The organism is Ottowia sp. VDI28, from assembly GCF_049532675.1.
Classification (GTDB): domain Bacteria; phylum Pseudomonadota; class Gammaproteobacteria; order Burkholderiales; family Burkholderiaceae_C; genus Ottowia.
Window position 1 is genome coordinate 1,449,140 of the sequence record NZ_CP149820.1, and the last position, 24,173, is coordinate 1,473,312.

Here is a 24,173-nt window from a genome sequence, read left to right on the forward strand (position 1 = left end):
AGTCTCCCCCGCCATGCCCGCGCACACGGCGGACGCGGGCGCCGTGGGCCATGTGGTGCTGGAGGCGGAAAGCCGTTTTCCGTTGTTTGCGGACGAGGCCGCCGCGCAATTGCTTCGCCAGGCCAATCTGCCGGGCCTGGGTCTGCGCGGGGAAACCCAGGTCACGCTGCCGCCTGATCTGCTGGAGCGCCTGGGGCTGGCGCGGTCCGAGGCCGCGGCCCGGATGGCGGTGCCTGGGGGCTGGCTGGCGGCGGGCATGAGCACGTTGCATTCGTTGGCGGGCCGTCCGGCGCATCACCTCGTGACCTTGCAGATGCAGCGTCCCCGCAGCGTCGACATGGTGCAGCGTGTGCTGGCATTGCCGTTGTCGCCGTTGCAGCGCGAATTAGCGTTGCTGGCCGGCTTGGGGCACGCGCGCGCCGACTGCCACCGTCTGGCCGGTGTGGGCGAGGCCGCGCTCAAGAAGCACCTGCGGGCCATCTTCGCGGCCACGGGGGCTCGCGACTGGGAGGATCTGGCGCAGCGAATCCGCTGACGATCAGGCGTGGAAGGGGTTGGTGCCGCCTGGAGGCGCGCCAGCGCGAGGCACGTCGCCCGGCGCCAACAGCATCAGGCGTGCGCCCAGCGCCACAAGATCCTGTTGGCGCTGCGTGCGCGTCTTGAGCAGCAGCGTGCTCATTTGAGTACGGACGGTGCGGATGCGCACGCCGCGTGCGTCCGCGAAATCCTGCGGCGTCTGGCCGCGCAGCAGCGCCAGCAGCAAGGCGGTTTCGGCCGGGCTCAGGCGAAAAGCCTGGCGCACGAGGGCAGCGGCCGCCGCGGCGTCCAGCGTGCGTTCCATGAGTACCCAGGCCACGCCGGAGGCGGGGTGGCCAAGCCCCAGCGCGGCAAGATCTCCCAGTGCCAGCGCGACCAGCAGCAAGCCGCCCGGCAACTCGATACATCCGCTGTCACCGCGCAGCGATTGCGCGAACAGGACGCGCAAGGACGCGTCCATCTGAGGGAGGCCGGCGAGCAGCCGCCTCAGGCTTCTGTGTTCCCGCCGTTCGGCCAGTGCCCGGGCTCTGGCATTGGCATGCAGCAGGCGGCCGCCGCTGTCGAAGAACAGCATGCCCATCGACAGGCGCTCCATCAGTCCTTCCAGCCCCTGGGTGCGCGTGCGAAGCGCCAGCATTTCACGGTGCAGGAAAGCGGCCTGCTGCACGGCGCCAAACTCCGCTTGAAACCGCTGCACCTGTTCACGGGTGAATCCGTCATCGTCGCGCAAGCGGTACACCGATGCGAACAGATCGCCCACCGGGTGCCGCGCGCTCCGGGCGCCGCCGAACATGCGTGTACCAATCCCGTGCGGGCGCAGGAAATCCTCATAGAAGGCCGCGTGGCGAAAGCGCTGCCGGGCTTGCCTGGGGGGATCCGTCACGACCGATATTCCGCCCGGGCCGGCCTGTGCATACCCTTCCATGGCCGCATCCCAAAGCGGATCCTGCGCGCGGAAGTGCTCTGCATAGCGCTGAGTCACCTCCGCGGTCACGCCCTGGCCGACGAGGGCAGGGCCGCCTTCGGCCGAGGGTGATTGCAGCCAGTAGGCCGGGTCGGGATGGGTGGCGAATTCCGCGCCCCGCTGGGCCAGTTGCTCCGGCCCGCTGGCCAGCACGAACCAGCCTATTTCGTCGGCTCCCAGGCTGACGGCATACCCATGCAGGGCCTCACCCCAGCGCGTGTCGTCAGCTACTGCGCGCAGCAAATCTGTCAATGCGGGATGCACAATTTCTCCTTCAGAGGGGCGATTGTTCCGGGGTGCGTGAACCCGCGCCATTCCCCTTGGGGATACCTTTTTGTGTGCCGAAAAAAAGCCGTCCACCCGCAGGGGGACGGCTTGAGCAGCACGGTAGCTTCGCTTTGGCGCGCGTGGGCGCACCAGAGTGAATGTCCGTGTGGAGTCTTACTCTTCCATCTGGCTCTGCAGGTAGTTCTGCAGACCCACCTTGTCCACCAGATCGATCTGCGTTTCGAGGAAGTCGATGTGTTCCTCGGTATCGTTCAGGATTTCCTGCAGCAGATCGCGCGAGACATAGTCGCGTACGCTTTCGCAGTGGGCCATGCCTTCCTTGATGGTGGCCTGCGCGCCTTGCTCCAGCTTCAGGTCGCTGCGCAGGAGTTCGGGCACGTCCTCGCCGATCATCAGCTTGCCCAGATCCTGCAGGTTGGGCAGGCCGTCGAGCGTGAAGATGCGGTCCATGAGTTTGTCGGCGTGCTTCATTTCGCCGATCGATTCCTCATATTCCTTCTTCGCCAATTTACCCAGGCCCCAGTGCTTGAGCATGCGGTAGTGCAGGAAGTATTGGTTGATGGCCGTGAGCTCGTTTTTCAGTTGAGCTTGCAGGTATTCGATGGCTTTTTTGTCACCTTGCATAAGCTGCTCCAGTTGGTTTCAGTTGGTTCAAGGCAACAGTTTAACTGTGGAAAATCACATGGGGGTTGAATCATTCGCATTTACGTTGTAGGGATTCTCATTCGCGCTGTAGGCATTCTGTAAGGGATCGCTGTTTGATCGCGTGATTTCATGGGTGTATGAGGAGAACACCCCCTAAACTCGGGGTAGTACAGGTTTTTTCGGCGTTGAGCGGAGACCGATCGGGCTCGGCGCGGTAGATGTGTTCCATGCAAGAAATAAATTCCCACAAAGAACGGCGGGTCATTCCGCTCCATGCGTCCGGCGGCGCAACCGGTAAAAAACGACCGCGCGCCGAACTGAAGGGCCGGCAACCCAGCGATGCAGCCCTGGCTGAAGTGCGCGCCCTGATCGGGGTACCCGAGGGCACCTATCGGCGCGATCTGCTGATCGAGTATCTGCACGCGCTCAACGATCACCACCACGGCCTTTTCGAGCGCCATCTGGTGGCGCTGGCCGCGGAGATGCGGCTGCCCATGGCCGAAGTCTATGAAGTGGCCAGCTTCTACCACCACTTCGAGATTCTCAAGGATGGCGCTCAGGCTCCGCGCCTCACGGTCCGTGTCTGCGAAAGCCTGAGCTGCCAACTGGCAGGCGCCGAGGACCTGCTTGAAAAGCTCCCTCAACTGCTGGGCACGGAGGTGCATGTGGTCCGTGCGCCCTGCATCGGCCGCTGCGAGCAGGCGCCGGCCGCGATGGTGGGGCGCTCTTCCATCGGGCATGCGACGGCCGAGGCATTGGCGGAGGCTTCATCGCAGGCATTGGCGCCAACCGCGCCGGTTCAGCCAGCCGTGCAGGCCGTGGCGTTCGCCGCCTATGCGCAAGCAGGCGGTTATGCCTTGGCGGCGGCGATCCAGCGCGGCGAGCGGGATGCCGAGGGCGTGATGAGCACGCTGGAGCATGCCGGCTTGCGCGGGCTGGGCGGGGCCGGTTTCCCCACGGGGCGCAAGTGGCGCATCGTCCGCGGGTTTGCGGCGCCCCGGCTCATGGCGGTCAATATCGACGAGGGCGAACCGGGCACGTTCAAGGACCGCCATTACCTGGAACGCGATCCGCACCGCTTCCTGGAAGGCGTGCTGATCGCGGCACAGGTGGTGGGCTGCGAGGCGGTCTATATCTATCTGCGCGACGAATACCCTGAATGCCACGCGGTGCTGGGGCAAGCCATTGCCGATTTGCAGGCGAACCCGCCGTTTCCGCTGCCGCATATCGAACTGCGGCGCGGCGCGGGCGCCTATATCTGCGGCGAGGAAAGCGCCATGATTGAGAGCATTGAAGGCAAGCGCGGCGAACCCCGCCTGCGCCCGCCCTACATCGCCGAAACAGGTCTCTTCGGCCGGCCGACGCTGGAGCACAACTTCGAAACCCTGTACTGGGTGCGGCAGATCCTGGAGCAGGGCGCCGAATGGTTTGCTTCCCACGGCCGGCATGGCCGCAAGGGCTTGCGCAGCTACAGCGTGAGCGGCCGGGTCAAAAATCCTGGCGTGAAGCTGGCGCCCGCCGGCATCACATTGCGCGAGCTGGTGGATGAATACTGCGGCGGCATGGCCGAGGGGCACGAGTTGTATGCCTATCTGCCCGGCGGCGCTTCGGGGGGCATCCTGCCTGCACGGCTCGCCGATGTGCCGCTGGATTTCGATACCCTGCAGCCGCATGGCTGCTTCATCGGCAGTGCGGCTGTGATCGTGCTCGGCCATCAGGACAAGGCCCGCGACGCCGCGCTCTCGATGATGCGCTTCTTTGCGGACGAGAGCTGCGGCCAGTGCACCCCCTGCCGGGTGGGCACGGCCAAGGCGGCGCAGTTGATGCAGGCAACCCAATGGGACCACGCCACGCTGGAAGACCTGGGCACGGTGATGATCGATGCCTCGATCTGCGGGCTGGGGCAGGCGGCGCCGAATCCCATCCGCTGCGTGCAGAAGTATTTCCCACATGAGGTGGGGGCAACCGCTGAAGGAGACCGTTCATGAGCGCGGTGCTGGATCAAAAACAGTTTCTTATTGAGTTCGAGCTCGACGGCAAGCCTGCCAGTGCATGCGAAGGCGAATCCATCCTGAAAGCCGCCGAGCGCCATGGCGTGAACATTCCGCGCCTGTGTTTCACGGACGGCCTGCGTGCAGACGGTAACTGCCGCGCCTGCGTGGTCGAGATCGAAGGTGAACGCACGCTGGCACCGAGCTGCTGCCGCGCCGTGCAGCCGGGCATGAAGGTCAAGGCCACGAGCGAGCGGGCACGCAAGTCGCAGGACATGGTGCTGGAGCTCTTGCTGTCGGAGATGCCGGAGGAAGGGTTCAAGTGGAACGATGCCGGCCTTCGCGCTGCGCCGGACGCACCCATGGGCCAGCACGGCGAACTCACCCATTGGGCTGCCCAGGCCGGCGTTTCAGTGCGCCCCGCGCTTCAGAACCTGAAGCGCAGCCAGCCAGCGCCGGACATCAGCCACCCCGCCATGGAGGTGAATCTCAGCGCCTGCATCCAGTGCACCCGCTGCGTACGCGCCTGCCGCGAGGCGCAGGTCAATGGCGTCATCGGGTATGCCGATCGCGGCAGCCACGCGCATATCGTGTTCGATCTGGATGATCCCATGGGCGCCAGCACCTGTGTGGCCTGCGGGGAGTGCGTGCAGGCCTGCCCCACAGGCGCTTTGATGCCCAAGACCCATGTGGGGGAGCAGAAGGTCGATCGGCAGGTGGATTCCGTCTGCCCTTTCTGCGGCGTTGGCTGCCAGCTCACCTACAACGTGCGCGACGAGAAGATCGTCAGCGTCACCGGGCGTGACGGTCCTGCCAACGAGGGGCGGCTTTGTGTCAAGGGCCGTTTCGGCTTTGACTATGTCGCCAGCCCTGAGCGCCTGACCAGGCCGCTCATCCGCAAGGCAGGTGTGGCGAAGGATCCGGCGCACTGCGACGACCGCGGTGATTGGCGGGACGTATTCCGGGAAGCGAGCTGGGAAGAGGCGTTGGAGCTGGCTGCGGGCAAGCTCAAGGGCCTGAAAGACCGGTACGGCGCCAAATCCCTGGCTGGCTTCGGCAGCGCCAAGGGCAGCAACGAAGAGGCGTATCTGTTCCAGAAGCTGGTGCGTACCGGTTTCGGGAGCAATAACGTCGACCATTGCACGCGCCTGTGCCACGCTTCCAGCGTGGCGGCGTTGCTTGAAGGCGTGGGTTCCGGCGCGGTGAGCAACCCGGTCAAGGACGTGGAGTTCGCCGAGCTGATCCTCATCATCGGCTCCAACCCCACGGCCAACCATCCCGTGGCGGCCACATGGATGAAGAACGCCGCCCAGCGTGGCGCGAAGATCGTGCTGGCAGACCCGCGCGTGACCGACATCGCCCGCCATGCCTGGCGCGTGCTGCCCTTCAAGCCTAGCGCCGACGTGGCCATGCTCAACGCCATGCTGCACGTGATCGTCATGGAGGGATTGGTCGACGACGCCTTCATCCGCGAGCGTGCCGGCAACTACGAGGCGCTCAAGGCCAACGTGCAGGGCTACAGCCCAGAGGCGATGGCGCCCATCTGCGGCATTTCCGCCGATACCCTGCGCGAGGTCGCGCGTGCCTACGCCACGGCCAAGTCTTCCATGATCCTCTGGGGCATGGGGATTTCGCAGCACGTTCATGGCACCGACAACGTGCGTTGCCTGATTGCGCTGGCCACCTGCACCGGCCAGATCGGGCGGCCCGGTACCGGCCTGCACCCCCTGCGCGGGCAGAACAACGTGCAGGGCGCGAGCGATGCCGGCCTGATTCCCATGATGTTCCCCAACTACCAGCGCGTGGACAACCCCGGCGCGCACGGCTGGTTCGAGGAGTTCTGGGATACCCGGCTCGATGACCAGCCTGGCTACACCGTGGTCGAGATCATGCACAAGGCACTGGCTGACGACAGCGATCCGCACAAGGTGCGCGGCATGTACATCATGGGCGAGAACCCGGCCATGAGCGACCCTGATCTGAACCATGCGCGCCATGCCCTGGGCAGCCTGGAGCATCTGGTGGTGCAGGACATCTTCCTCACCGAAACCGCGTGGCTGGCCGACGTAGTGCTGCCGGCTTCCGCATGGCCCGAAAAGACCGGCACGGTGAGCAACACCGACCGCATGGTGCAATTGGGCCTGCAGGCCTTGAACCCGCCAGGCGAGGCGCGCGCCGACCTGTGGATCATCCAGGAAATCGCACGGCGCATGGGCCTGGATTGGCGCTACGGCGAACAAGGCGGGCAGAGCCAGGGCTACCATGGCGTCGAACTCGTCTACGACGAAATGCGCCGCGCCATGCATGGCGCCATCGCCGGCATCACCTGGGACCGCCTGCAGCGTGAAAGCAGCGTCACCTACCCTTGCCTGAGCGAAGACGATCCAGGCCAGCCCATCGTTTTCACCGACGGCTTCCCCACGGCCGATGGCCGGGTCAAGCTGGTGCCAGCCGACATCATTCCCGCCGATGAGCGGCCCGATGCCGAATACCCCATGGTGCTGATCACCGGCCGCCAGCTGGAGCACTGGCACACCGGCGCCATGACGCGCCGCGCCACCGTGCTCGACGCGCTGGAGCCGGCGCCTACAGTGTCGATGAACGGGGAAGACATTACCCGCCTGGGGCTCAGCGCCGGCGGCATGGCTCACGTGACCACGCGGCGCGGCAGCGTCGAGCTGACGGTCCGGCGAGACGACGGCACCCCGCGAGGAAGCATCTTCATTCCCTTCGCCTACCGCGAAGCCGCCGCCAACCTGCTGACCAATGCGGCGCTGGATCCTTTCGGGAAAATCCCCGAATTCAAGTACTGCGCCGTGCGCGTGATGCCGGCGTAATCCGCCGCAAGGCCTCGCGGCGAAAGATGGATTCCGGCTTTCGCCCATATGCGCTAACGTAGTAAGTCATACGAATCAACTCTTTGAGAGCGTCGCCGTCGAGGCGACTCAGCCAGGCGCTGGCGCACAGATTGCCATTGCCGGATGGCCTCGCGCAGATTCATCGCAGGCGTCAGTGCACGGCATAGCAACTCGCGCATCAGCGAAGTCTCTCGCCAAGGGCACCAAGACTCAGTCGTACGCGATCTTCTCGATCTCGTATCCCCAGGGGGAAACGCGCTCGGCATGAGCAATCATGCGAGCGATCAGAAAGGCCACCAGCAGCTTGCCCTGCAGCCAGCTTCGCGCCGCCTGTTCATCGTGCTTTTTCAGATGCCCCAGCGAGATGAGCGACTTCAGCCGCTTGAACTCCAACTCGATTTGCCAGCGTAGACGGTAGATCTGCAGCACCTGCTGAGCACTGAGCTCTTGCGACAGACTGGTGAAGACAAAGACGTAATCAGCCGCCTCCAGCGTCTGCGGCTGCATCTGCGTGCCACTGCGCTGACTCTCACGCTGCACGCGCTGGCGTGCCCTGGCAGCAGCCTGCTGGCTTTTGCGTGCGATGCACAGGCGCCCGCGCACAATGGCCCCCTCCTTGGGGTGCACACACGCCTCAAACTCCTTGGGCTGACCTATCTGAACGGTGCGAGCACAAGCCAGAATATCAAGCTTTTGCGCCTTCGCAACAGGCACCCCAGTCTCATACAAAGGCAGTGTCACCAGGTTAAGCCGCACCAGCACATCGCCCCCACCGGCGCGCACGTGGGCAATGCCCGCCGGATGCGCGTAACCACGGTCGGCCACAAACACATCGCCCGCTCGCACCTCAAAGCGTTTGAGTGTCTCGCCCTGCCTGGCTGAGCCCAGGTGAACCTCCTGGCACTGCAGATCGGGCAGGCCGATCGCATAGTGCAGCCGCCACTGCGAGCCCGTGGGGCCCGGCTCGCGCACCACGCTGCCGTCGACCACGCGCAATCTGCGCCCACTCAGCAGGCTCTGCCCAGCCAGGGGCTGTGCTTGCAGCTCAGGCGCTTGCCTGACTTGCCCGGCCATCCATTCAAACCAAGCACCGCATGAGCGCAAGCGCTTGAGTAAGGCGACATCACTGATCTGGGCTATACCCGCCAGTTGCGCCTGCGCTGCCGTCTCCCGCAGGCTGCAGCCTTGCGCCAGGTGAATCAGCATCAGCCGCAACAGCATTCGCGCATCGCGCACCCCTCGCGTGCGCTTGAGCGCACCTAACTGCCTGGCCTGGCTTTGCCAATGCTCGGGCAATAGACTCTCTATGACTTGCCAGTCTTCACTCAAATTCACTCGCTCTGGCTCTTGGTCCATCTTCCACCTATCCGGATTGATGGCTCGAGCATACGCTAATTTACGTTAGCGCATATGGGCTTTCGCCGGAATGACGGTTCTGCAGGTACGGCTTGTGCTCGTTTCAAAAGTTCGGGCATAAAAAAGATCTCGCCATACCGGCGAAAGCCGGTATCCACTAGCGGCGCCTCATGGATAGCTATCGCTGGACTCCGCCAGTGCGGGGACCTGCCGCCTGGGAATAGCGGCAAAGGCACGCCCCGATGAAATCAGCCGTGTGTAGCCCATTCGGGCTGCATACAGAAGGTTTCAAATTCCGTAATCTCTGGGGGCCTACACGCATCGAGGACCGCCCATGGATACCCGCACCATCCCCCGCGCGCCGCTATCAGAAGCGGCGCTCCGCCAGCTGTTTTCCGATGCCCGCACGGTCAACGGCTTTCTCGATGTGCCGGTGCCGCGCGCCCTGCTTGAGCAGGTATACGCCCTGGCCTGCATGGGCCCGACGTCCATGAATACCCAGCCGGCACGCTTCGTCATGCTGGCATCGCGTGCGGCACGGGAGCGCCTGGAGCCGTTGCTGTCGCCGGGCAACCGCGCCAAGACGGTGGCGGCGCCGGTCTGTGTGATCGTCGCGGTGGATTCGCGCTTCTACGAGCATATGCACGAGGTCTGGCACGACGCCGGCGCGCGCGAAATGTTCGCAGCCGACCCCGCGCTCGTCAGCGCTACCGCCACGCGCAACGGCACGCTCGGCGGCGCCTACCTGATCCTGGCGGCCCGTTCCCTGGGGCTGGATTGCGGCCCCATGAGCGGCTTTGACATGGACAAGGTGAACGCCGAATTCTTCCCGGACGGGCGCTGGCGGGCCAACTTTCTCGTCAATCTGGGCTATGGCGACCCAGCCACGGTCTTTCCGCGCAACCCGCGGCTGCCGTTCGAGACGGCCTGCCAGGTTTTGTGACGTCCAGGTCAAAAGGAGGAAAGCCCCATGCAGGAACTACCCGACATCATGATGGCCGCGGCGCCGGCCTTTCTCGTGCTGATCGCCATCGGCGCCGTGACCAGCCTGCTCCGCCGGGACGGCCGCTACCGGGGCACCGATGCCGCCGCCAATATCGTGCTGGGCCTCGGCAACATGCTCGTCGCCATCGCGTTGGGCGGCCTGGTGCTGCTGGTATTCAGTTGGCTCTATGCACACCGCCTTTGGACGCTTCCCACCAATACCTGGTGGATATGGGTGCTGTGCTTTTTCGCTGATGACTTCACGTATTACTGGTTCCATCGCATCAGCCATGAATCGCGCTGGTTCTGGGCATCGCATTCGGTGCACCATTCCTCGGACCGCTACAACCTCAGCACCTCCCTGCGCCAGACCTGGACCGGCACCATCAGCGGCAGCTTTCTGTTCTGGGCGTGGATGCCATTGGCGGGCTTTCATCCGGCGATGGTGCTGTTCATGCAGTCGGCCAACCTGATTTACCAATTCTGGATCCATACCGAAGCCATCCACCGCATGCCGGCCTGGTTCGAGGCGGTGTTCAACACCCCGTCGCACCACCGGGTGCACCATGGCAGCGACGAGGAGTACCTCGACCGCAACTACGCCGGTACCCTGATCGTGTGGGACAAGCTCTTCGGCAGTTTCTACCCCGAAGGCAGCACCCCGCGCTACGGCCTCACGCACCCGATAGGCACCGACAACCCGCTACGCATCGCGTTCCACGAATGGGCCGGCATCTGGCACGATCTGCGGCGCGCGCGAAGCCTGGGCGAGATGTTCAACATTCTCGTGCAGCCGCCGGGCTGGAGCGCCGATGGCAGCAGCCTGACCACCCGGCAGGTGCGAGACCGGCAGCATGCGCCCACAGGGTTGCCGGCAGAGTAGGCCTGGAAAAATGGACCAAAGAAGAAAGCAGAAGATGAATCACCGGATTCCCGGAGCTCCTCTACCCATGGTCTTGCGCTCGCCCGCGCGCCGCATGGTGCTTCAGCGCGCCGCTGCCCTGGGGGCCGGTATTGGCTTGGGCGCAAGCCTGCCTGCCTGCGGCGGCATGAGCACCGAAGCACCGTCCAGCGCGGACAGTGCCCGCATCCGGGCCGCCGCTGGCGCCTTGCCCGCTGCGGCACGTGATCTGATGCAGAAAACCGGCGTGCCGGGGCTCTCACTGGCCGTGGTGCACCGGGGTGAGACGGTGCTCGCCGAGGGCTATGGCGTATGCCGGGCGGGCGGGAGTGAGGCGGTGAATGCCGACACCGTATTTCAGCTCGCCTCCGTTTCCAAGCCGTTGGGCGCGACCGTGGTGGCCCGGCAGGTTGGGGAGGGGCGCGTGCGGTGGGACAGCCCCATGCGCGAGTTGCTGCCCTGGTTCAAGCTCGGCAATGACGACACCAACGCACGCCTTACTGTCGCCGACCTCTATGCGCACCGTAGCGGCCTGCCTGACCACGCCGGCGACGATATCGAGGAGATGGGCTGGCCCCAGCGCGAAGTGCTTGAGCGCTTGCGCTTTCAGCCGCTGCAACCGCTGGGCACCCACTATGCCTATACCAATGCGGGCCTCACGGCGGCCGCGCTCGGTGTGGCGGCGCGCGCCGGCACCGATTGGGCTACGTTGTCCGAACAAACGCTGTACGCTCCATTGGGCATGACGCGCACTACCTCGCGCTATGCGGATTTCATGCGCCAGACCAATCGCGCCGTCGGTCACGTGCGCGGCAGCACCGGTTGGGAGCCTGGCGCGCCGCGCAATGCCGATCCGCAGTCGGCCGCTGGCGGCGCGAGCAGCAGCGCCCGGGACATGGCGCGTTGGCTGGCGCTGCTGCTGGCCCGGGGCCGCTGGGAGGGCCGCACGCTGGTTGGCGCCGAGGCCCTGCAAGCGGCCATGTCGCCGCAGGCCCCGGGTGGCGCCTATGGTTACGGCTTCAACGTGGGCACGCTCGGGGAAGGCGGCCTGCGCATGAACAGCCACTCCGGCGCTTTCCAGTTGGGCGCGGCAACCTGCTTCATGCTGGTCCCGGCGCTGGATGTCGCCGTGGTCGCGCTCACCAATAGCTGGCCCATCGGCGTGCCCGAAACCCTTTGCCGCCATTTCCTGGATCTGGCACAAAGCGGCCGCGCCACGCGGGACTGGTGGACCGCTTACAACCAGGCGATTTCGGGGCTGGTTGATCCCGTCGGCAGCCTGGTGGGCAAGGCGCCTCCCGCGAATCCCGCACCTCCCAAAGCGCTCTCCGGCTATGCAGGCCGCTACAGCAGCGACTACTTCGGTGAGCTGCAGGTCGATGTCATGGCGGGCAACGCGTTGCGCCTGTCCCTGGGTCCGCTGCCCCAGGTGTACCCGTTACGGCACTGGAGCGGCGACGACTTCGTCTTCCACCCCGCCAATGAAAGCGCTGCCCCCGGCAGCATCTCACTGGCCCGCTTCGACGTGACTGGCCGCAGCGTCTGGCTCGAGTTCTACGACACCAGCGGACTGGGCCGCTTCGTACGCGTGTAGGTGTGCATGTCCGGCAGTTGAAGTAACGGGGGCTTGCTCTTTCCCCTTCTGGGGCGAACGTTGGGGGGTGCGGCCATCCAGTAGGGGCTTTCACGGCTTGTCCCGCAGCAGGACCAATTTCCGTGGCCCCAAAAGGCCATCCCCGGGCCCGGCCAACCCCTTATTTTCCCTCGCTACAATGATCCCATCTTGCCTACTCGCCGGCTTCGTCCGGCTATTTTTGTCTTGACGCCAGATGCCCCTCCTGCTGCCGATTCCCTGGTTGAGCTGCGCGACGTAACCTTCGGTTATGACGAGCGGCCCGTTCTTCGGGATCTCTCGCTCACAGTGCCGCGAGGCAAGGTGACGGCACTCATGGGCGCCTCCGGTGGAGGCAAGACCACGGTGCTGCGGCTGGTAGGCGGGCAGTACAAGGCGCAAAAAGGACAGGTGCTGCTGGATGGCAGCGATATCGGCGCCATGGGCGAAGAGCAGCTTTATGCCGCGCGCCGGCGCATGGGCATGCTGTTCCAGTTCGGCGCATTGTTCACCGACCTTTCCGTCTTCGAGAACGTCGCTTTTCCGCTGCGCGAGCACACGAGCCTGCCCGAAGCCCTCATCCGCGACATCGTGCTGATGAAGCTCGGTGCCGTAGGGTTGCGCGGCGCCCGCGATCTGATGCCGAGCCAGGTATCAGGCGGCATGGCGCGGCGCGTGGCGCTGGCGCGTGCCATCGTGCTCGATCCGGAGCTGGTGATGTATGACGAACCCTTTGCCGGGCTCGATCCGATTTCCCTTGGAACCACGGCCCGGTTGATCCGCCGCCTGAACGACGCCCTGGGCATCACGAGCATCCTGGTCTCCCACGATGTGGAGGAAACCTTCCGCATTGCCGACCAGGTCATCATCTTGGCCGATGGCGACGTGGCGGCGCGCGGCACGCCTGATGAGGTGCGCGCCAGCCCCAACCCGCTGGTGCAGCAATTCATCGGGGCTGACGCCGAGGGGCCCGTGCAGTTCCATTACCCCGGCCCCACCGTCGAGCAGGATTTCGGAGTGGCCTCATGAGCTGGTGGCGTCCTTCCGACATCGGTTTTGCCGTGCGCTCAGGCCTGTCCGACATGGGCTACGCCACGCGTTTCTTCTGGCGCCTGGTCAAGTTGGCCGGGCCTACCTTCCGGCGCTTCTCGCTGGTGCGCGACCAGATCCATTTCCTGGGAAACTATTCTCTGGCGATCATTGCCATTTCCGGCATGTTCGTCGGCTTCGTGCTGGCATTGCAGGGCTATAACATCCTGCAGCGCTATGGCTCGGCCGAGGCGGTGGGCATGATGGTGGCGCTCTCGCTGCTGCGAGAGCTCGGGCCGGTGGTCACGGCGCTGCTCTTTGCCGGCCGCGCGGGCACATCGCTCACGGCCGAGATCGGCCTCATGAAGTCAGGCGAACAGTTTTCGGCCATGGAAATGATGGCCGTCGATCCTATCCGCCGCATCGTCGCGCCTCGCTTCTGGGCGGGCGTGATCGTGATGCCGCTGCTCACTGGCGGTCTTCAACGCGGTGGGGGTGCTCGGGGGCTGGCTGGTCAGCGTGCCGCTGATCGGGGTCGACCCAGGCGCTTTCTGGAGCCAGATGCAGGGCGGCGTGGATGTCTGGGCCGATCTGGGCAATGGCGTCCTCAAGAGCGTGGTGTTTGGAGTCACGGTAACTTTCGTCGCCCTGTTGCAAGGCTACCGTGCCAAACCCACGGCGGAAGGCGTGGCGCGCGCCACCACCCGGACGGTGGTAATGGCTTCATTGATGGTGCTGGGGCTGGATTTCCTGCTCACGGCCATGATGTTCAGTTTTTAGTATTAGTTTTCGAGGCAACGACATGGGACGTTCCAAAAACGACTTCTGGGTGGGCCTGTTCGTGCTCATCGGGCTGGTGGCCCTGGTATTTCTGGCTTTGCAGTCAGCCAACCTGTTGAACCTGAATTTCCAGCGGGGCTACCGCATTACCGCCGATTTCGACAATATCGGGGGACTCAAACCCAAAGCTGCCGTAAAAAGCGCCGGCGTGGTGGTGGGGCGGGTGGCCTCGATCGGCTTCGACGACAAGAAATTTCAGGCCCACATCGCGCTCGACATGGATTCGCGCTTTGCCTTCCCCAAGGACAGCTCCCTGAAAATCCTCACCAGCGGCCTGCTGGGTGAGCAGTACATCGGGATTGAACCGGGGGCCGATGAGAAAAATCTCGCCGCCGGTGATAATGTGCGCAGCACACAGTCCGCCGTTGTACTGGAGAACCTGATCAGCCAGTTTCTTTACAACGGCGCGGCCAGCGGGGGAACCGCGGGCGGTGCCAAAGGCGCCAAGTAAGGCGCCCCATGAACAAGAAGAGGTCGCCCTGGGGCGGCCTCCAGAAGAACAAGGTAATCCGATGAAGATGCAAGCGCCGGCGTGGTTCCGGCTGTCGGGCCGGTGGGCCGTGATACCGATGATGCTTATCGTGGCGGGCTGTGCCAGCACGCCGGGCGGCGACCCGCGTGACCCCTGGGAATCCTACAACCGCTCGATGAGCAAGTTCAACGATGCGGTGGACGACGCGGTTATGAAACCCGTTGCCACGGCGTATAAGACGGTGCTGCCGACCCCGGTGCGTACCGGCGTAGGCAATTTCTTCGGCAACCTGAGCGACGTCTGGTCCTTCGTCAACAACGTGCTGCAGGGCAAGGCGGAAGGCTCGCTGCATTCGTTCTGGCGTGTGGTCATCAATACTTCGATCGGTATTGGCGGCATTTTCGATCCCGCCACCGAGATGAGGCTTGAGCGCCACCGCGAGGACTTCGGGCAGACCCTGGGCCGTTGGGGGGCGCCACCGGGCCCTTATCTGGTGCTGCCGATCCTGGGGCCGAGCACATTCCGCGACTCCGTAGCCCTGCCGGTGGATTTCTACGGCCAGCCGCTGGGACACACCGACAACATCCGTTTGCGCAATTCTCTTACAGCCTTAGGGGCCGTTGACGTACGCGCGCGTCTGCTGGATGTGGGCAATATTCTGGATGCCGCCGCGCTCGATCCCTATACCTTCAAGCGCGAAGCGTTCCTCCAGAAGCGCCGCAACGATGTCTATGACGGTAACCCCCCGGGGGACGAGGAACGTTACGACCTGGAGGAAGGCGAGCCGGGCGCTGCGAAGGCGCCTGCGGCCAGTGCTTCTCAAGCACAGTAAGCACACGCTCTTAGAAACCCTTGACTGCACAGCTTGTAACAGCCTTGGGGAACCGAGGCTGCGGCAACTATTCAAAATGCAGGTGGCGCATGTAGCGCCCATGAGGATTAAAGAACATGACCCAGATCTTTCGCCGTTCGTTCGTCAAAAGTACCGCCGTGGCATTTTGCGCTTTGGCCATGGCCAGCGCTGCGCCATGGGCGCGTGCGGCCGATGAAGCACCGGACGAGATGATCAAGCGCCTTTCGACGGAAGTGCTTGACACCATCCGCTCCGACAAGGCACTGCAAAGTGGAGATATTGCCCGCGTGATGACGGTGGTTGACAGCAAGATCATGCCGAATGTCAATTTCCGCCGTATGACAGCCTCGGCCACCGGCCCCGGTTGGCGAAAGGCCACGCCCGAGCAGCAACAGAAGCTGCAGCAGGAATTCAAGACCCTGCTGGTGCGTACCTATGCGGGCGCGCTACGGCAAGTGAGCGACCAGACCATCGAGGTGCGCCCATTGCGTGCCAGCCCTGGCGACAATGAAGTGCTGGTCCGTACCTTGGTCAGGGGCAAAGGCGAACCCGTGCAGCTTGATTACCGTATGGAAAAAACAGCCGGCCAGGGCACTGGTTGGAAAATCTACGACCTCAACGTCGCGGGCATCTGGCTGGTGGATACCTATCGCCCGCAGTTTGCCCAGCAGATCAACGCCAATGGCGTTGACGGCCTGATCGCCTCGCTCGTCGAGCGCAACCAGACCAACGCCAAGAACTGACGCACGGAGCCTCAAGGTGCTGGTGCTGCCTGCTGAACTCACTTCCTCACAGGCCGAACCCTGCCTGAACATGTTGCTGAAGGCGGCGCATGCCGAGTCGGGCAACGATGTGCTGGTGGACGCCGCCGCGCTGACACGCTTCGATTCGTCCGCGCTCGCCGTTTTGCTGGAATGCCGCCGTGAATGCCTGCACGACGGCAAGACCTTTGCTGTGCGGGGCATGGCCCCGCACCTGCGTGAGCTGGCGGTTTTGTACGGCGTATCCGAACTGCTGCCTGATCAACAGTTGTGACCTGAGGCTCCTGGAACCATGCCTTTTTGCCAGGCAGGGGCCTTCGCTCGTAGGGCGAGCATATGCCCACGCAGCTTTGCTCCCTCTCCCTCTGGGAGAGGGTTGGGGTGAGGGCTTTCACGGTAGGTTGATCTGAATGGTCCTCTGCCTTCTAATGACCTTCTGCTGTTTGATTTAAGGTCGGAGGCCGGGATTGCCCCCGGCAGTGCACCTACTCTTCTTTGCGTCGCCAAAGAAGAGTAGGCAGAAGAAAGGCGACCCCACTGGACGTGTCCCTCCGCTACGCTCCGGGCAACCTGCGGTGCTCACGCATGGGGCGGTGCCGTCGAACTCGCTATGTTCACTACGTTCACGCCGCTCAAACAACCCCGGCAAGCTAGAGCACGAAGCAGGAGCATCTTGCAGTGCTCCTGCCCGCCCCACGCGCTGCGCTCTTCGGCACGTCCAGAGGGGACCCGCGGCTCGGGCCATCGCTGCGCTCGGCCCGCGAATCAACAGACCTCGCTGCACTCGGTGGTCTTGTTCCCTCCCCCGCTGGGGGAGGGTTAGGGTGGGGGCTTTCACAGCGCCACTCCCACCCGGCTGTTCCTTCCCCAATCTCAGGACAGGCTTCGACAAGCTCAGCCCGAACGGGTATTTCAAGTTCAAGAATGCCGACTTCTTAATAACAGGGGGTGGGCGCCAATCTTTCCAGCAACTCCCGCCGCTCCATTACCCCCAGGCGGTTATAGAGTTGGCGGCGGTGGTACACCACGGTGTTCGCGCTGATGCCCATGCGCGCGGCGGCTTCAGGCTCCGGCAAGCCACGCGCCAGCCACCAGGCCAATTCGTACTGGCGCTGTGGCAGGCCGAGCGTTTGCAGCGCTGACAACTGCCTCGCGGCGCGGGCTACGTGCTGCGTGATCGCGATATGGATCATGGGGCCCATGCCGCTTTCTGCGGCTTCCCCGGGCTTTGTCCCCGCCGGTACCAGCCATCCGACCCTCAGCGAGAAGCGGCCGCTGGCGTTGCACAACTCCATTGGCGATGGCAGCGGTGCTCCTGGCTCCATGCGTTGCAGCATGGCGCGCAGTGCGGGCGGCGGCGCTGCGCTCGCGCGCCAGCGCAGGCCGAAAGCCCGCGCCATCAGGGTGGCCGCCTGAGGCTCCTGCCAAAGCAGCTGGCCCTTGGGGGTCGTCACGAGCGAAGCCTGGGTCACCACGCAGTCTTCGGCATCGCCTTGTCCTTGTGTTGGAGGCTGCAGCACTCGGGCCAGGCAGGCCTGCAGCGGAGCCAACGTGTCCGCGTCTTCCTTCTGAAAGAGCGGAGATCCCACCCCCCGGTACAGCGTGAGCGTGCCCACGCCGCGGCCCTCCGGCGTATGTAGCGGCAGGCTGATCCAATCAGCAATGCGGGCCGGTCGCAGCAGGGTGTTGTAGAAATCGCTGCGCAGCAGCGAGGCGCGCGGCACCTTGAGAAGCTGACCCACCATTTGCGGGCCGCGCCTAGGGCCGATCGCGTGGTGAAGATCGCTCAGGGCGTGGTGAAAGACCTGGCGTTCACTGAGCCGTATGCGCGGATCGAAGTAATCGGGTGCGGTAGCCGCGAGCGCCGGATCCTCGACATGGATCTGAGTCTCCTGTGTCTTCGCTTCACCGCCGAGGTGAACATAGCTGCACATGTCGAAGCCGATGACTTGGTGCAGCTCACGCAATACGGGCGCGATGAATTGCGGCCCCTGGATGTCCAGGCAGGCCATCTGGCGCAAGCGGGCGGTGGCGGCGGTGGATGCCATGGTGCGAAGTCTATTCAAGCCTCAAGCGGAGACAAAGCATGCCACTGATGTGATGAATCTCATCATAATGTTAATGGGCGTTTACTTTTTTATACCTTATGAACCGAGACAACATGAGTTCACGCATCGGGCTGGCCATCGCCAGCCGCCGGCAATTTCTGGGCGCCGCCGGCGCGGGCCTGTTGGCTACCAGCCTGCCGGGCTGCGGCGGTTCCGGCGATTCCACCCCGTCCTATACCAAGACCATCGATTGGGGGCAGCGCGCCATCGCGCAGATCATGAGCGAGCAATCCGATGCCGCCGCCATATCGGTGGCGCTGCTCAAGCGGGACAGCATCGTGTGGCAGCAGGCCTTCGGAAAAGCGTCCGTGCCTGACAACATCCCCGCGACGGTCCGCACCCGCTTCAATATAGGCTCCGTCTCCAAAGTGCTGGCGGGTTTGGCCGGGGTGATCCTCCAGGACAGGGGCCTGATCGACCTCGATACGCCGATCGTCCACTATCTTCCCGAGTTCAAGATGCTCTCGCCTGCCTACGCGAGCATCACGTCGCGGCACCTGCTCTCGCACGCTTCCGGCTTGCCGGGAACGAACAACCCCAATCTGTTCAGCTTCACGCCCATCCCCGGCTATGCCGCCGCCACCGAGAACGAGTTGGCGAATGCGCACCTCAAGCACTCGCCGGGACAGTTGGCCGTGTACTGCAATGATGGCTTCACCATGTTCGAGCGGGTGGTGCTGGCCGTCACGGGGCTGGAATACCCGGATTTCGTCGAGCAGAACATCCTCAAGCCCTTGAACATGATGGATTCCGGCTTCCTGCGTAGTCCGCAGCCTGCTGGCGAATTCGCCCATCCTCAATATCGCGGCAAGCAGTACCCGCTGGAATTCGTCAATGCCTTTGCCACCGGGGGATTGAGTTCTACCCCTTCGGACATGATGAATCTCGCCAGGATGTTCCTTGGCGGCGGCGTCTTCCAGGGCGTGCGAGTGGTGTCCGCCGCCGGTATAGCGGCCATGGCGGTGGACCAAACGAAGGGCCTGACGATCAACCCTTCGCCTGAATGGCACTGGGGGCTGGGCTGGGACAGTGTTCAGCAGCCAGGGCTTGCGAAAGCGAATGTGCTCGCCTGGGAAAAGAACGGCGGCACCGCCTTTTTCTCCAGCGAATTCTTTGTGCTGCCCGATGCCGAGATGGGCCTGTTGCTGACGGGCAATTCCGCCTATGGCAGCAAGGCACTCGCCATTGCCGAGGGCATTCTCATCCGCGCGCTTCAGGAAGACGGCAGCATCGGCGCGGCGCCGGCCGCGATCGTCAATACGGCGCCGTCATTGGCAACGCCTCCTGACGTGTCGGAGGCCGCAGGCATCTACGGCAACTACAAGGCGCCCATACAGGTGGTCGTCGGTGCGGACAGCAGCCTCACGCTCAATGAGTGGAATGGCCAGGCATGGGCGCCGCTCATTGCCGACGTCAAATTCCAATACCGGAGCGATGGCTGGTGGTGGAGTGACAACGGCGCCATGCCGAGTTTCCGCTTCGCCGAAGCCGCAGATACCGACGAAGGTGGCCAGATACACCGCTACCTCATCGAGCGTGTGACCCCAGGTGCCGGTTTGGAGCGCATCACGCTGCCGCTGGGACAGCAATTGGCGCCTTTGCCGGCGCTTTCCGCCGCATGGCAGGCGCGGATGAAATCGAGATGGGTGGCGACTAATGAGTCTCCGGAGTCCGTCGTCTGGACGGTGACAGATGACCCGACGGTCACCATCGACAGTTTGCCGGAGCTGCCGGGGTACATCCTCTTTGGCGGCGGCGACATGGGGTATCAGTTGCTCACACCGCTTGCCGACGATCGCGGCGGCCCGTCGGTGAAGGTGCCGGTCAATCATGGGCGCGATCTGAACGAGATCGTGCTGACCAAGGTGAACGGCGCGGACGTGCTGCTGACCGCCAGCCTCATTCTGGCGCCTGTATGAGGAACTGCTGACCGGCTTCACCGGACTCCGCCACCCTACCCCCATGAGGTGGGGCGCAGCGTCTCGTGAATAGATAACTTTCGCGTTCTTGAATCCACCAACTTGGAAACAGACGCGATCATGAAACCATCAGACACCACGAGACGCCAACTGCTGGGGCGAGCCTTGACCCTGGGATTGGGCGCCACCGTCGCCGCATGCGGCGGTGAAGGCAACGCGCCGGGCGGCGGCGATGGAGGTGGGAGCGGCGGCGGAAGTGGCGATGGTGGCGGCGGAAGCGGCGGCTTCACCGTGGACCAGCGCTCCGAGGCCACTTACCGCATCGCCGAGAAGTACGAACAGCTCATGGCCGCCAATACGGCGGCGCCTTTCGAAGCCCTGCAAGCTTGGGTGCGCCAGCAGCCCCAGTTCGACGAGGTGGGTATTGGCGCGGGCAGCTTGTGGGCGCGCTTCACGGACGGCCGCTACTTTCTGTTCACGGACAACTGGCGCAACAAGGGTGTGGCACCGTCGTTCGCGCCAGCGGCCGGGCCACGCGAGGGCGACATCGCCGCATTGCTTTCCAAGGCCGGCGCTGGCAAGCAGGTGCCTGGCAGCGACCAGGCGGTGCTGCTCAAGATGATGAAGGACCCGGCCTCCTTTTCCCCCGAGGGCGATGCCACCCTGGCCAAGGCCAAGGCGGCGCTCGAGAAGCGCGGCTGGGCCGTACCCGCTCAGCACGCACTCACCGTGGACGCGCTCAAGAACATCGGCCAACCAGGGCTGCTTTATCTGAATACCCATGGGGCGATCTTTGGCACCGAAAGTGGCCGGGACGCCTATCAGGATTACTCGATCACCACGGACACTTTCATCAGCGGCGAACTCGACAAAGCCTACGAGGACGACCTGGACAACCGCCGCCTCATTTATCACCGCGACCGCAGCTACTGGGCCGAGATCGTCGAAGGCAAGCATCGCCCCAAGTACGCGGTCACCAGCTTCTTCATCTCGAAATATATCCAGTTGGCGCCCCATTCGCTGGTCATTCTTATGTTGTGTGAGGGCGGCCTGCCGCATGCCGCGGTCTTCCGTGCGGCCTTGAGCAATGTGGGCGCCGCCGAGATCATCGCCTGGCAAGGAAACGCCACTGCGGCCGGCTATCGCACCGTGGACGCGCTGTTTGACCGCATGACTGGCGCCAACGCGAACGATCCCATCGCTCCCGCGAACCGCGCGTTCGACTTCGAGGACGTCTGGGCCTATCTGGGCGCCAAGGGCCTGCTGGTGAATCCCGCGAGCGGAGAGCCCGGCTCGCAGCCAGCTCCCATCAAGCGTTTTGGTCCGGGCGGCTTCGATCTCACCAACCCGGTGATCACGAAGCTGGAGGTCGACTGGAAAGACAGGCTCATCATCCACGGCGGCTTCGGCACGGAGGCTGGTACCGTCAGCGTGGGCGGCCAGAATCTGCCCGTGGCGAACTGGAACGCCGACCGGATCGAGCTGATGCTGCCCACGGCGCCCAATGATCCGCCAGGCTCGCATGGCGACGTAGTGGTCACTGCCCGCAAGCGCACGAGCAATGTGCGGCCGCTCACTTCATGGCGCGGGCAGATCGAGTACCTCCAGGAAGAACTGGTCATGGAGAACGCCACGGGTAAGCACACCAGGCAATTGCTCGTGGATCTGCATCTGCGCGGAGATGCCTATGCTATTCGCGAACTGGTGGATGGCCCTGTGGAGCAGAATACCTCGCTTCTGATCGCGGCTTCCGATAGCCAGGCCAGTTACGTGGTGAGCGGATCCATCAAGCGCAACGTCTATGGTGGCAATTACACGACCTCTCAGCAGGGCCAGGGCACTCTGAAATTCGTCGGAAGCCAGGAGCTGCCCACGGCAGGGCCGGGTGCCATGACTATCGTGAGCCGCGTGAACGCACCGGCCAACGAGCTCGAAATATCGCCCGTGGCAACGCTGGGAGACTATTACCGTCAATACACCGATGGAGAGTTCCGCGACTTTGGCCGGCTCCTGTACGAGCTGAATGGCCTCGGGTTTACCGCCGGCGGCAGCAGTGCGGGCGCGCCGCTGCTGTTTGGCACGGCCTTCCCGCTGGCACCCGACGGCTCCGTGGCGCCCTATGACCGCACTATCGTGACGCAGGACGGCGTCAACCGGACTCAACAGACCGTCAAGACCGCTGGCTTGAAAGCATCTCCGCCATGGCGGCCTGATGTGGGCCTGTAGGCGCGTGGGCAGCTCGGCGCCCAGGCTCCTGGCTGGCCTTCCGCCCAATGTACCTAGTGTCCGAAGAAGAACATTTTTCCATGGAGTCCACCATGAAGAATCATGCTGCACATATTCTGGCCCGTCTGATCCTCGCGGTCTCCGCTACTAGCGTGCTGGCTGCCTGCCAGAGTACCCCTCGCTTTGTAGCCGAGGCATCGGGTTCAGAAGGCAGGGAGTTTTCAAATGAAACGCGGCAGATGGAGCAGGAGCTCATGACGGAGGCGGCCACGCTTGGCGCGATCCAGGGCGCGGCTGGCATCGCCGCCTCTTTTGACCGCAGCGGCGTCGCCGGTATGGTGCTCATGCACGCGGGGCAGGGCGCGCGCAATGCGCTGATGCGCAAGGCAGACGAAAGAATGCGGGAGCAAATGAAAAAAGACAGTGCCGAATTCCTTCGTCAATACGGCATCGAAGAAGAGCCTGACACCGAGATGGCGCCTGGTGCAACCTCTGCGTGTGCTTCTGGATTCAGGACAAGGTGCGGGTCGCGATAGCGCCATTGCAGGCTATTGGGCCGGGCGCTTGATCCTGGGCAAAGCGGGGGCCTGCCTCGTCAGCGCTTGCATCAGCTCGCCTCTCTCCATGACGCCCAGCCGGTTGTAGAGTTGCCGTCGGTGGTACACGGCGGTGTTGATGCTGATCCCCATGCGCTGGGCGATCTGCGGTTCGGAGAGGCCCCGCATGAGCCACCAGGCCGTCTCATGCTGGCGTTGCGGTAAATCCAGCGCCCGTAACGCCGACAGCAGCCTCACTCCCCTTGTCACGCGCTGGGTAATGTGAAGCGCGGCCGCCTTCCGTGTGCCGATGGCCGCGGCCATGCACGTGGCGCGCAGCGAGAACCAGCCTTGCGCGGTGCGCAGCTCCATGGCGGGCGGTTCCATCGTGGCCAGATCCGTCCGGCTCGCTGGCGTGTTCAAGCGCCGCAGCATTTCCTGCAGGGCGGGGGGCAACTCCGAGCCAGCTCGCCAGCGCCAACCAAACGCCAGGGGCATCAGCGTCTCGGCCTCGGGCGAGATCCATAATGGCCGTCCCTCGGGCGTTGTGATCAGCACGCCCTGGCTATGCACTTCGCTACCCGCGGCATCCTGCTCGCCGTTCTGAAGGGCGCGGGCCAGATGGCTTTCCAACCGCGCCAGCACTGCCACGTCATCGGCCGTGAACCAGGGAGATGCCGCCTCGCGGAAGAGGAAGATGGCGCCCACGCCTGCGCCCTGCGGGGTTCGCAACACCAGCTTCATGTACTCCATCGCATCGCCGGGCCGGGCCACCACGTTGTAGAAATCGCTGCGATGGAATTCGGTTTTGGGAACCGCGACCAGCTCCCGCAGCAGCTTGGGTCCGTGCTCATACCGCACCGCGCCGGCAAAGTCATGCGAGCTGCGCACCAGCACTTCGTGTTCGCTGCGCAGGATGCGCGGATCGAAACTGTCAGTCACCACCGTCCGCAAGGGGCCTTCCGCGTAGGCCGAAAGCTCGCCGTCGTCCCCCGGATACAGCAGGCCGCCGAAATCGAAGTTCACGACCCGCCGCAGCTCCTGCAGCAGCGGCTCGATGAGCTGCACGCCCCCTGTGTCCAGGCTGGCCATGTGATGCAGGCGGGCAAGGGCTTGTCGGGTGGATTTGAGCGAAAGCATGGCCAGGATGAATGACGAAATCAGCCAGGAAATCAGGAAATCTAGAAGCCGCCGCGTGGCCCGTCAATGCCCTGCGGACTGTGGGCAACACCCTATCCCGAGGGGTAGGGCGCGCCCGCTCAATGGCTGGTAGCCTGCGCGCCCATGTCCCAT

The 24,173-nt window shown here is 64.1% G+C and carries 19 protein-coding genes and 1 pseudogene; 15 read left to right on the top strand and 5 right to left on the bottom strand.

What is annotated here, in order from left to right:
- The first annotated feature begins 13 nt into the window (after nt 1-13).
- Nucleotides 14-535, top strand: a complete 522-nt coding sequence (locus WJU18_RS06780; protein WP_423459349.1) for a hypothetical protein — start codon at nt 14-16, stop codon at nt 533-535.
- 3 nt (nt 536-538) lie between these two features.
- Here the strand turns inward: WJU18_RS06780 and WJU18_RS06785 are convergent, their stop codons facing one another.
- Both WJU18_RS06785 and bfr read right to left on the bottom strand, forming a co-directional pair.
- Nucleotides 539-1,765, bottom strand: coding sequence for a helix-turn-helix transcriptional regulator (locus WJU18_RS06785; RefSeq protein WP_423459350.1), 1,227 nt, complete (start codon nt 1,763-1,765; stop codon nt 539-541).
- 177 nt (nt 1,766-1,942) lie between these two features.
- Complete coding sequence (bfr, locus tag WJU18_RS06790) at nt 1,943-2,413, bottom strand: bacterioferritin (protein ID WP_423459351.1); 471 nt, start codon at nt 2,411-2,413, stop codon at nt 1,943-1,945.
- A 248-nt stretch (nt 2,414-2,661) separates the two neighbouring features.
- On the opposite strand from bfr, the gene WJU18_RS06795 reads away from it, so the two are divergent.
- Nucleotides 2,662-4,422, top strand: a complete 1,761-nt coding sequence (locus WJU18_RS06795; protein WP_423459352.1) for an NADH-ubiquinone oxidoreductase-F iron-sulfur binding region domain-containing protein — start codon at nt 2,662-2,664, stop codon at nt 4,420-4,422.
- The gene (gene fdhF / locus WJU18_RS06800; RefSeq protein WP_423459353.1) at nt 4,419-7,262 is read left to right on the top strand and encodes a formate dehydrogenase subunit alpha; all 2,844 of its coding nucleotides are present in this window, start codon (nt 4,419-4,421) and stop codon (nt 7,260-7,262) included. Before WJU18_RS06795 ends, fdhF begins: the two co-directional genes overlap by 4 nt.
- Nucleotides 7,263-7,493: 231 nt before the next feature.
- On the opposite strand, the gene WJU18_RS06805 is transcribed toward fdhF, so the two are convergent.
- Nucleotides 7,494-8,639 (bottom strand): IS4 family transposase, encoded by a 1,146-nt coding sequence (locus WJU18_RS06805; protein WP_423458195.1) that lies wholly within the window; start codon nt 8,637-8,639, stop codon nt 7,494-7,496.
- Between the two features lie 334 nt (nt 8,640-8,973).
- On the opposite strand from WJU18_RS06805, the gene WJU18_RS06810 reads away from it, so the two are divergent.
- The 9 genes and pseudogenes from WJU18_RS06810 to WJU18_RS06850 all read left to right on the top strand — a co-directional run bounded on the left by WJU18_RS06810 (nt 8,974) and on the right by WJU18_RS06850 (nt 16,365).
- On the top strand, nt 8,974-9,582 hold the full coding sequence (locus WJU18_RS06810) for a malonic semialdehyde reductase (protein ID WP_423459354.1): 609 nt from the start codon (nt 8,974-8,976) through the stop codon (nt 9,580-9,582).
- Between the two features lie 27 nt (nt 9,583-9,609).
- Nucleotides 9,610-10,506, top strand: coding sequence for a sterol desaturase family protein (locus tag WJU18_RS06815; protein WP_423459355.1), 897 nt, complete (start codon nt 9,610-9,612; stop codon nt 10,504-10,506).
- 34 nt (nt 10,507-10,540) lie between these two features.
- Nucleotides 10,541-12,118 carry a serine hydrolase gene (locus tag WJU18_RS06820; protein ID WP_423459356.1) on the top strand — a complete coding sequence of 526 codons (1,578 nt, stop codon included), beginning with the start codon at nt 10,541-10,543 and terminating at the stop codon, nt 12,116-12,118.
- A 225-nt stretch (nt 12,119-12,343) separates the two neighbouring features.
- Nucleotides 12,344-13,165: an ABC transporter ATP-binding protein gene (locus WJU18_RS06825; protein WP_423459357.1), complete on the top strand. Its 822-nt coding sequence runs from the start codon at nt 12,344-12,346 to the stop codon at nt 13,163-13,165.
- A pseudogene (gene mlaE / locus WJU18_RS06830) lies at nt 13,162-13,945 on the top strand (lipid asymmetry maintenance ABC transporter permease subunit MlaE). The gene WJU18_RS06825 and the pseudogene mlaE overlap by 4 nt, the downstream one beginning before the upstream one ends.
- A 22-nt stretch (nt 13,946-13,967) precedes the next feature.
- Nucleotides 13,968-14,456, top strand: coding sequence for an outer membrane lipid asymmetry maintenance protein MlaD (gene mlaD / locus WJU18_RS06835; RefSeq protein WP_423459358.1), 489 nt, complete (start codon nt 13,968-13,970; stop codon nt 14,454-14,456).
- A gap of 67 nt (nt 14,457-14,523) precedes the next feature.
- A complete protein-coding gene (locus tag WJU18_RS06840; protein ID WP_423460953.1) occupies nt 14,524-15,309 on the top strand; it encodes an MlaA family lipoprotein in 786 nt (261 codons plus the stop codon).
- 116 nt (nt 15,310-15,425) lie between these two features.
- Nucleotides 15,426-16,073, top strand: coding sequence for an MlaC/ttg2D family ABC transporter substrate-binding protein (locus tag WJU18_RS06845; protein WP_423459359.1), 648 nt, complete (start codon nt 15,426-15,428; stop codon nt 16,071-16,073).
- 16 nt (nt 16,074-16,089) lie between these two features.
- Nucleotides 16,090-16,365: an STAS domain-containing protein gene (locus tag WJU18_RS06850; RefSeq protein WP_423459360.1), complete on the top strand. Its 276-nt coding sequence runs from the start codon at nt 16,090-16,092 to the stop codon at nt 16,363-16,365.
- 661 nt (nt 16,366-17,026) lie between these two features.
- On the opposite strand, the gene WJU18_RS06855 is transcribed toward WJU18_RS06850, so the two are convergent.
- A complete protein-coding gene (locus tag WJU18_RS06855; RefSeq protein ID WP_423459361.1) occupies nt 17,027-18,139 on the bottom strand; it encodes a helix-turn-helix transcriptional regulator in 1,113 nt (370 codons plus the stop codon).
- A gap of 113 nt (nt 18,140-18,252) precedes the next feature.
- Here WJU18_RS06855 and WJU18_RS06860 point away from each other — a divergent pair, with 113 nt between their 5' ends.
- The 3 genes from WJU18_RS06860 (at nt 18,253) to WJU18_RS06870 (ending at nt 22,880) form a co-directional block, all read left to right on the top strand.
- Entirely contained in the window at nt 18,253-20,118 is a 1,866-nt protein-coding gene (locus WJU18_RS06860; RefSeq protein ID WP_423459362.1) for a serine hydrolase domain-containing protein, read from the top strand.
- Nucleotides 20,119-20,238: 120 nt separating this feature from the next.
- Nucleotides 20,239-22,344, top strand: a complete 2,106-nt coding sequence (locus WJU18_RS06865) for a hypothetical protein (RefSeq protein WP_423459363.1) — start codon at nt 20,239-20,241, stop codon at nt 22,342-22,344.
- 92 nt (nt 22,345-22,436) lie between these two features.
- Entirely contained in the window at nt 22,437-22,880 is a 444-nt protein-coding gene (locus WJU18_RS06870; RefSeq protein ID WP_423459364.1) for a hypothetical protein, read from the top strand.
- 12 nt (nt 22,881-22,892) lie between these two features.
- Here WJU18_RS06870 and WJU18_RS06875 read toward each other — a convergent pair whose 3' ends face one another.
- Nucleotides 22,893-24,020, bottom strand: coding sequence for a helix-turn-helix transcriptional regulator (locus WJU18_RS06875; protein ID WP_423459365.1), 1,128 nt, complete (start codon nt 24,018-24,020; stop codon nt 22,893-22,895).
- Nucleotides 24,021-24,173 lie beyond the last annotated feature (153 nt).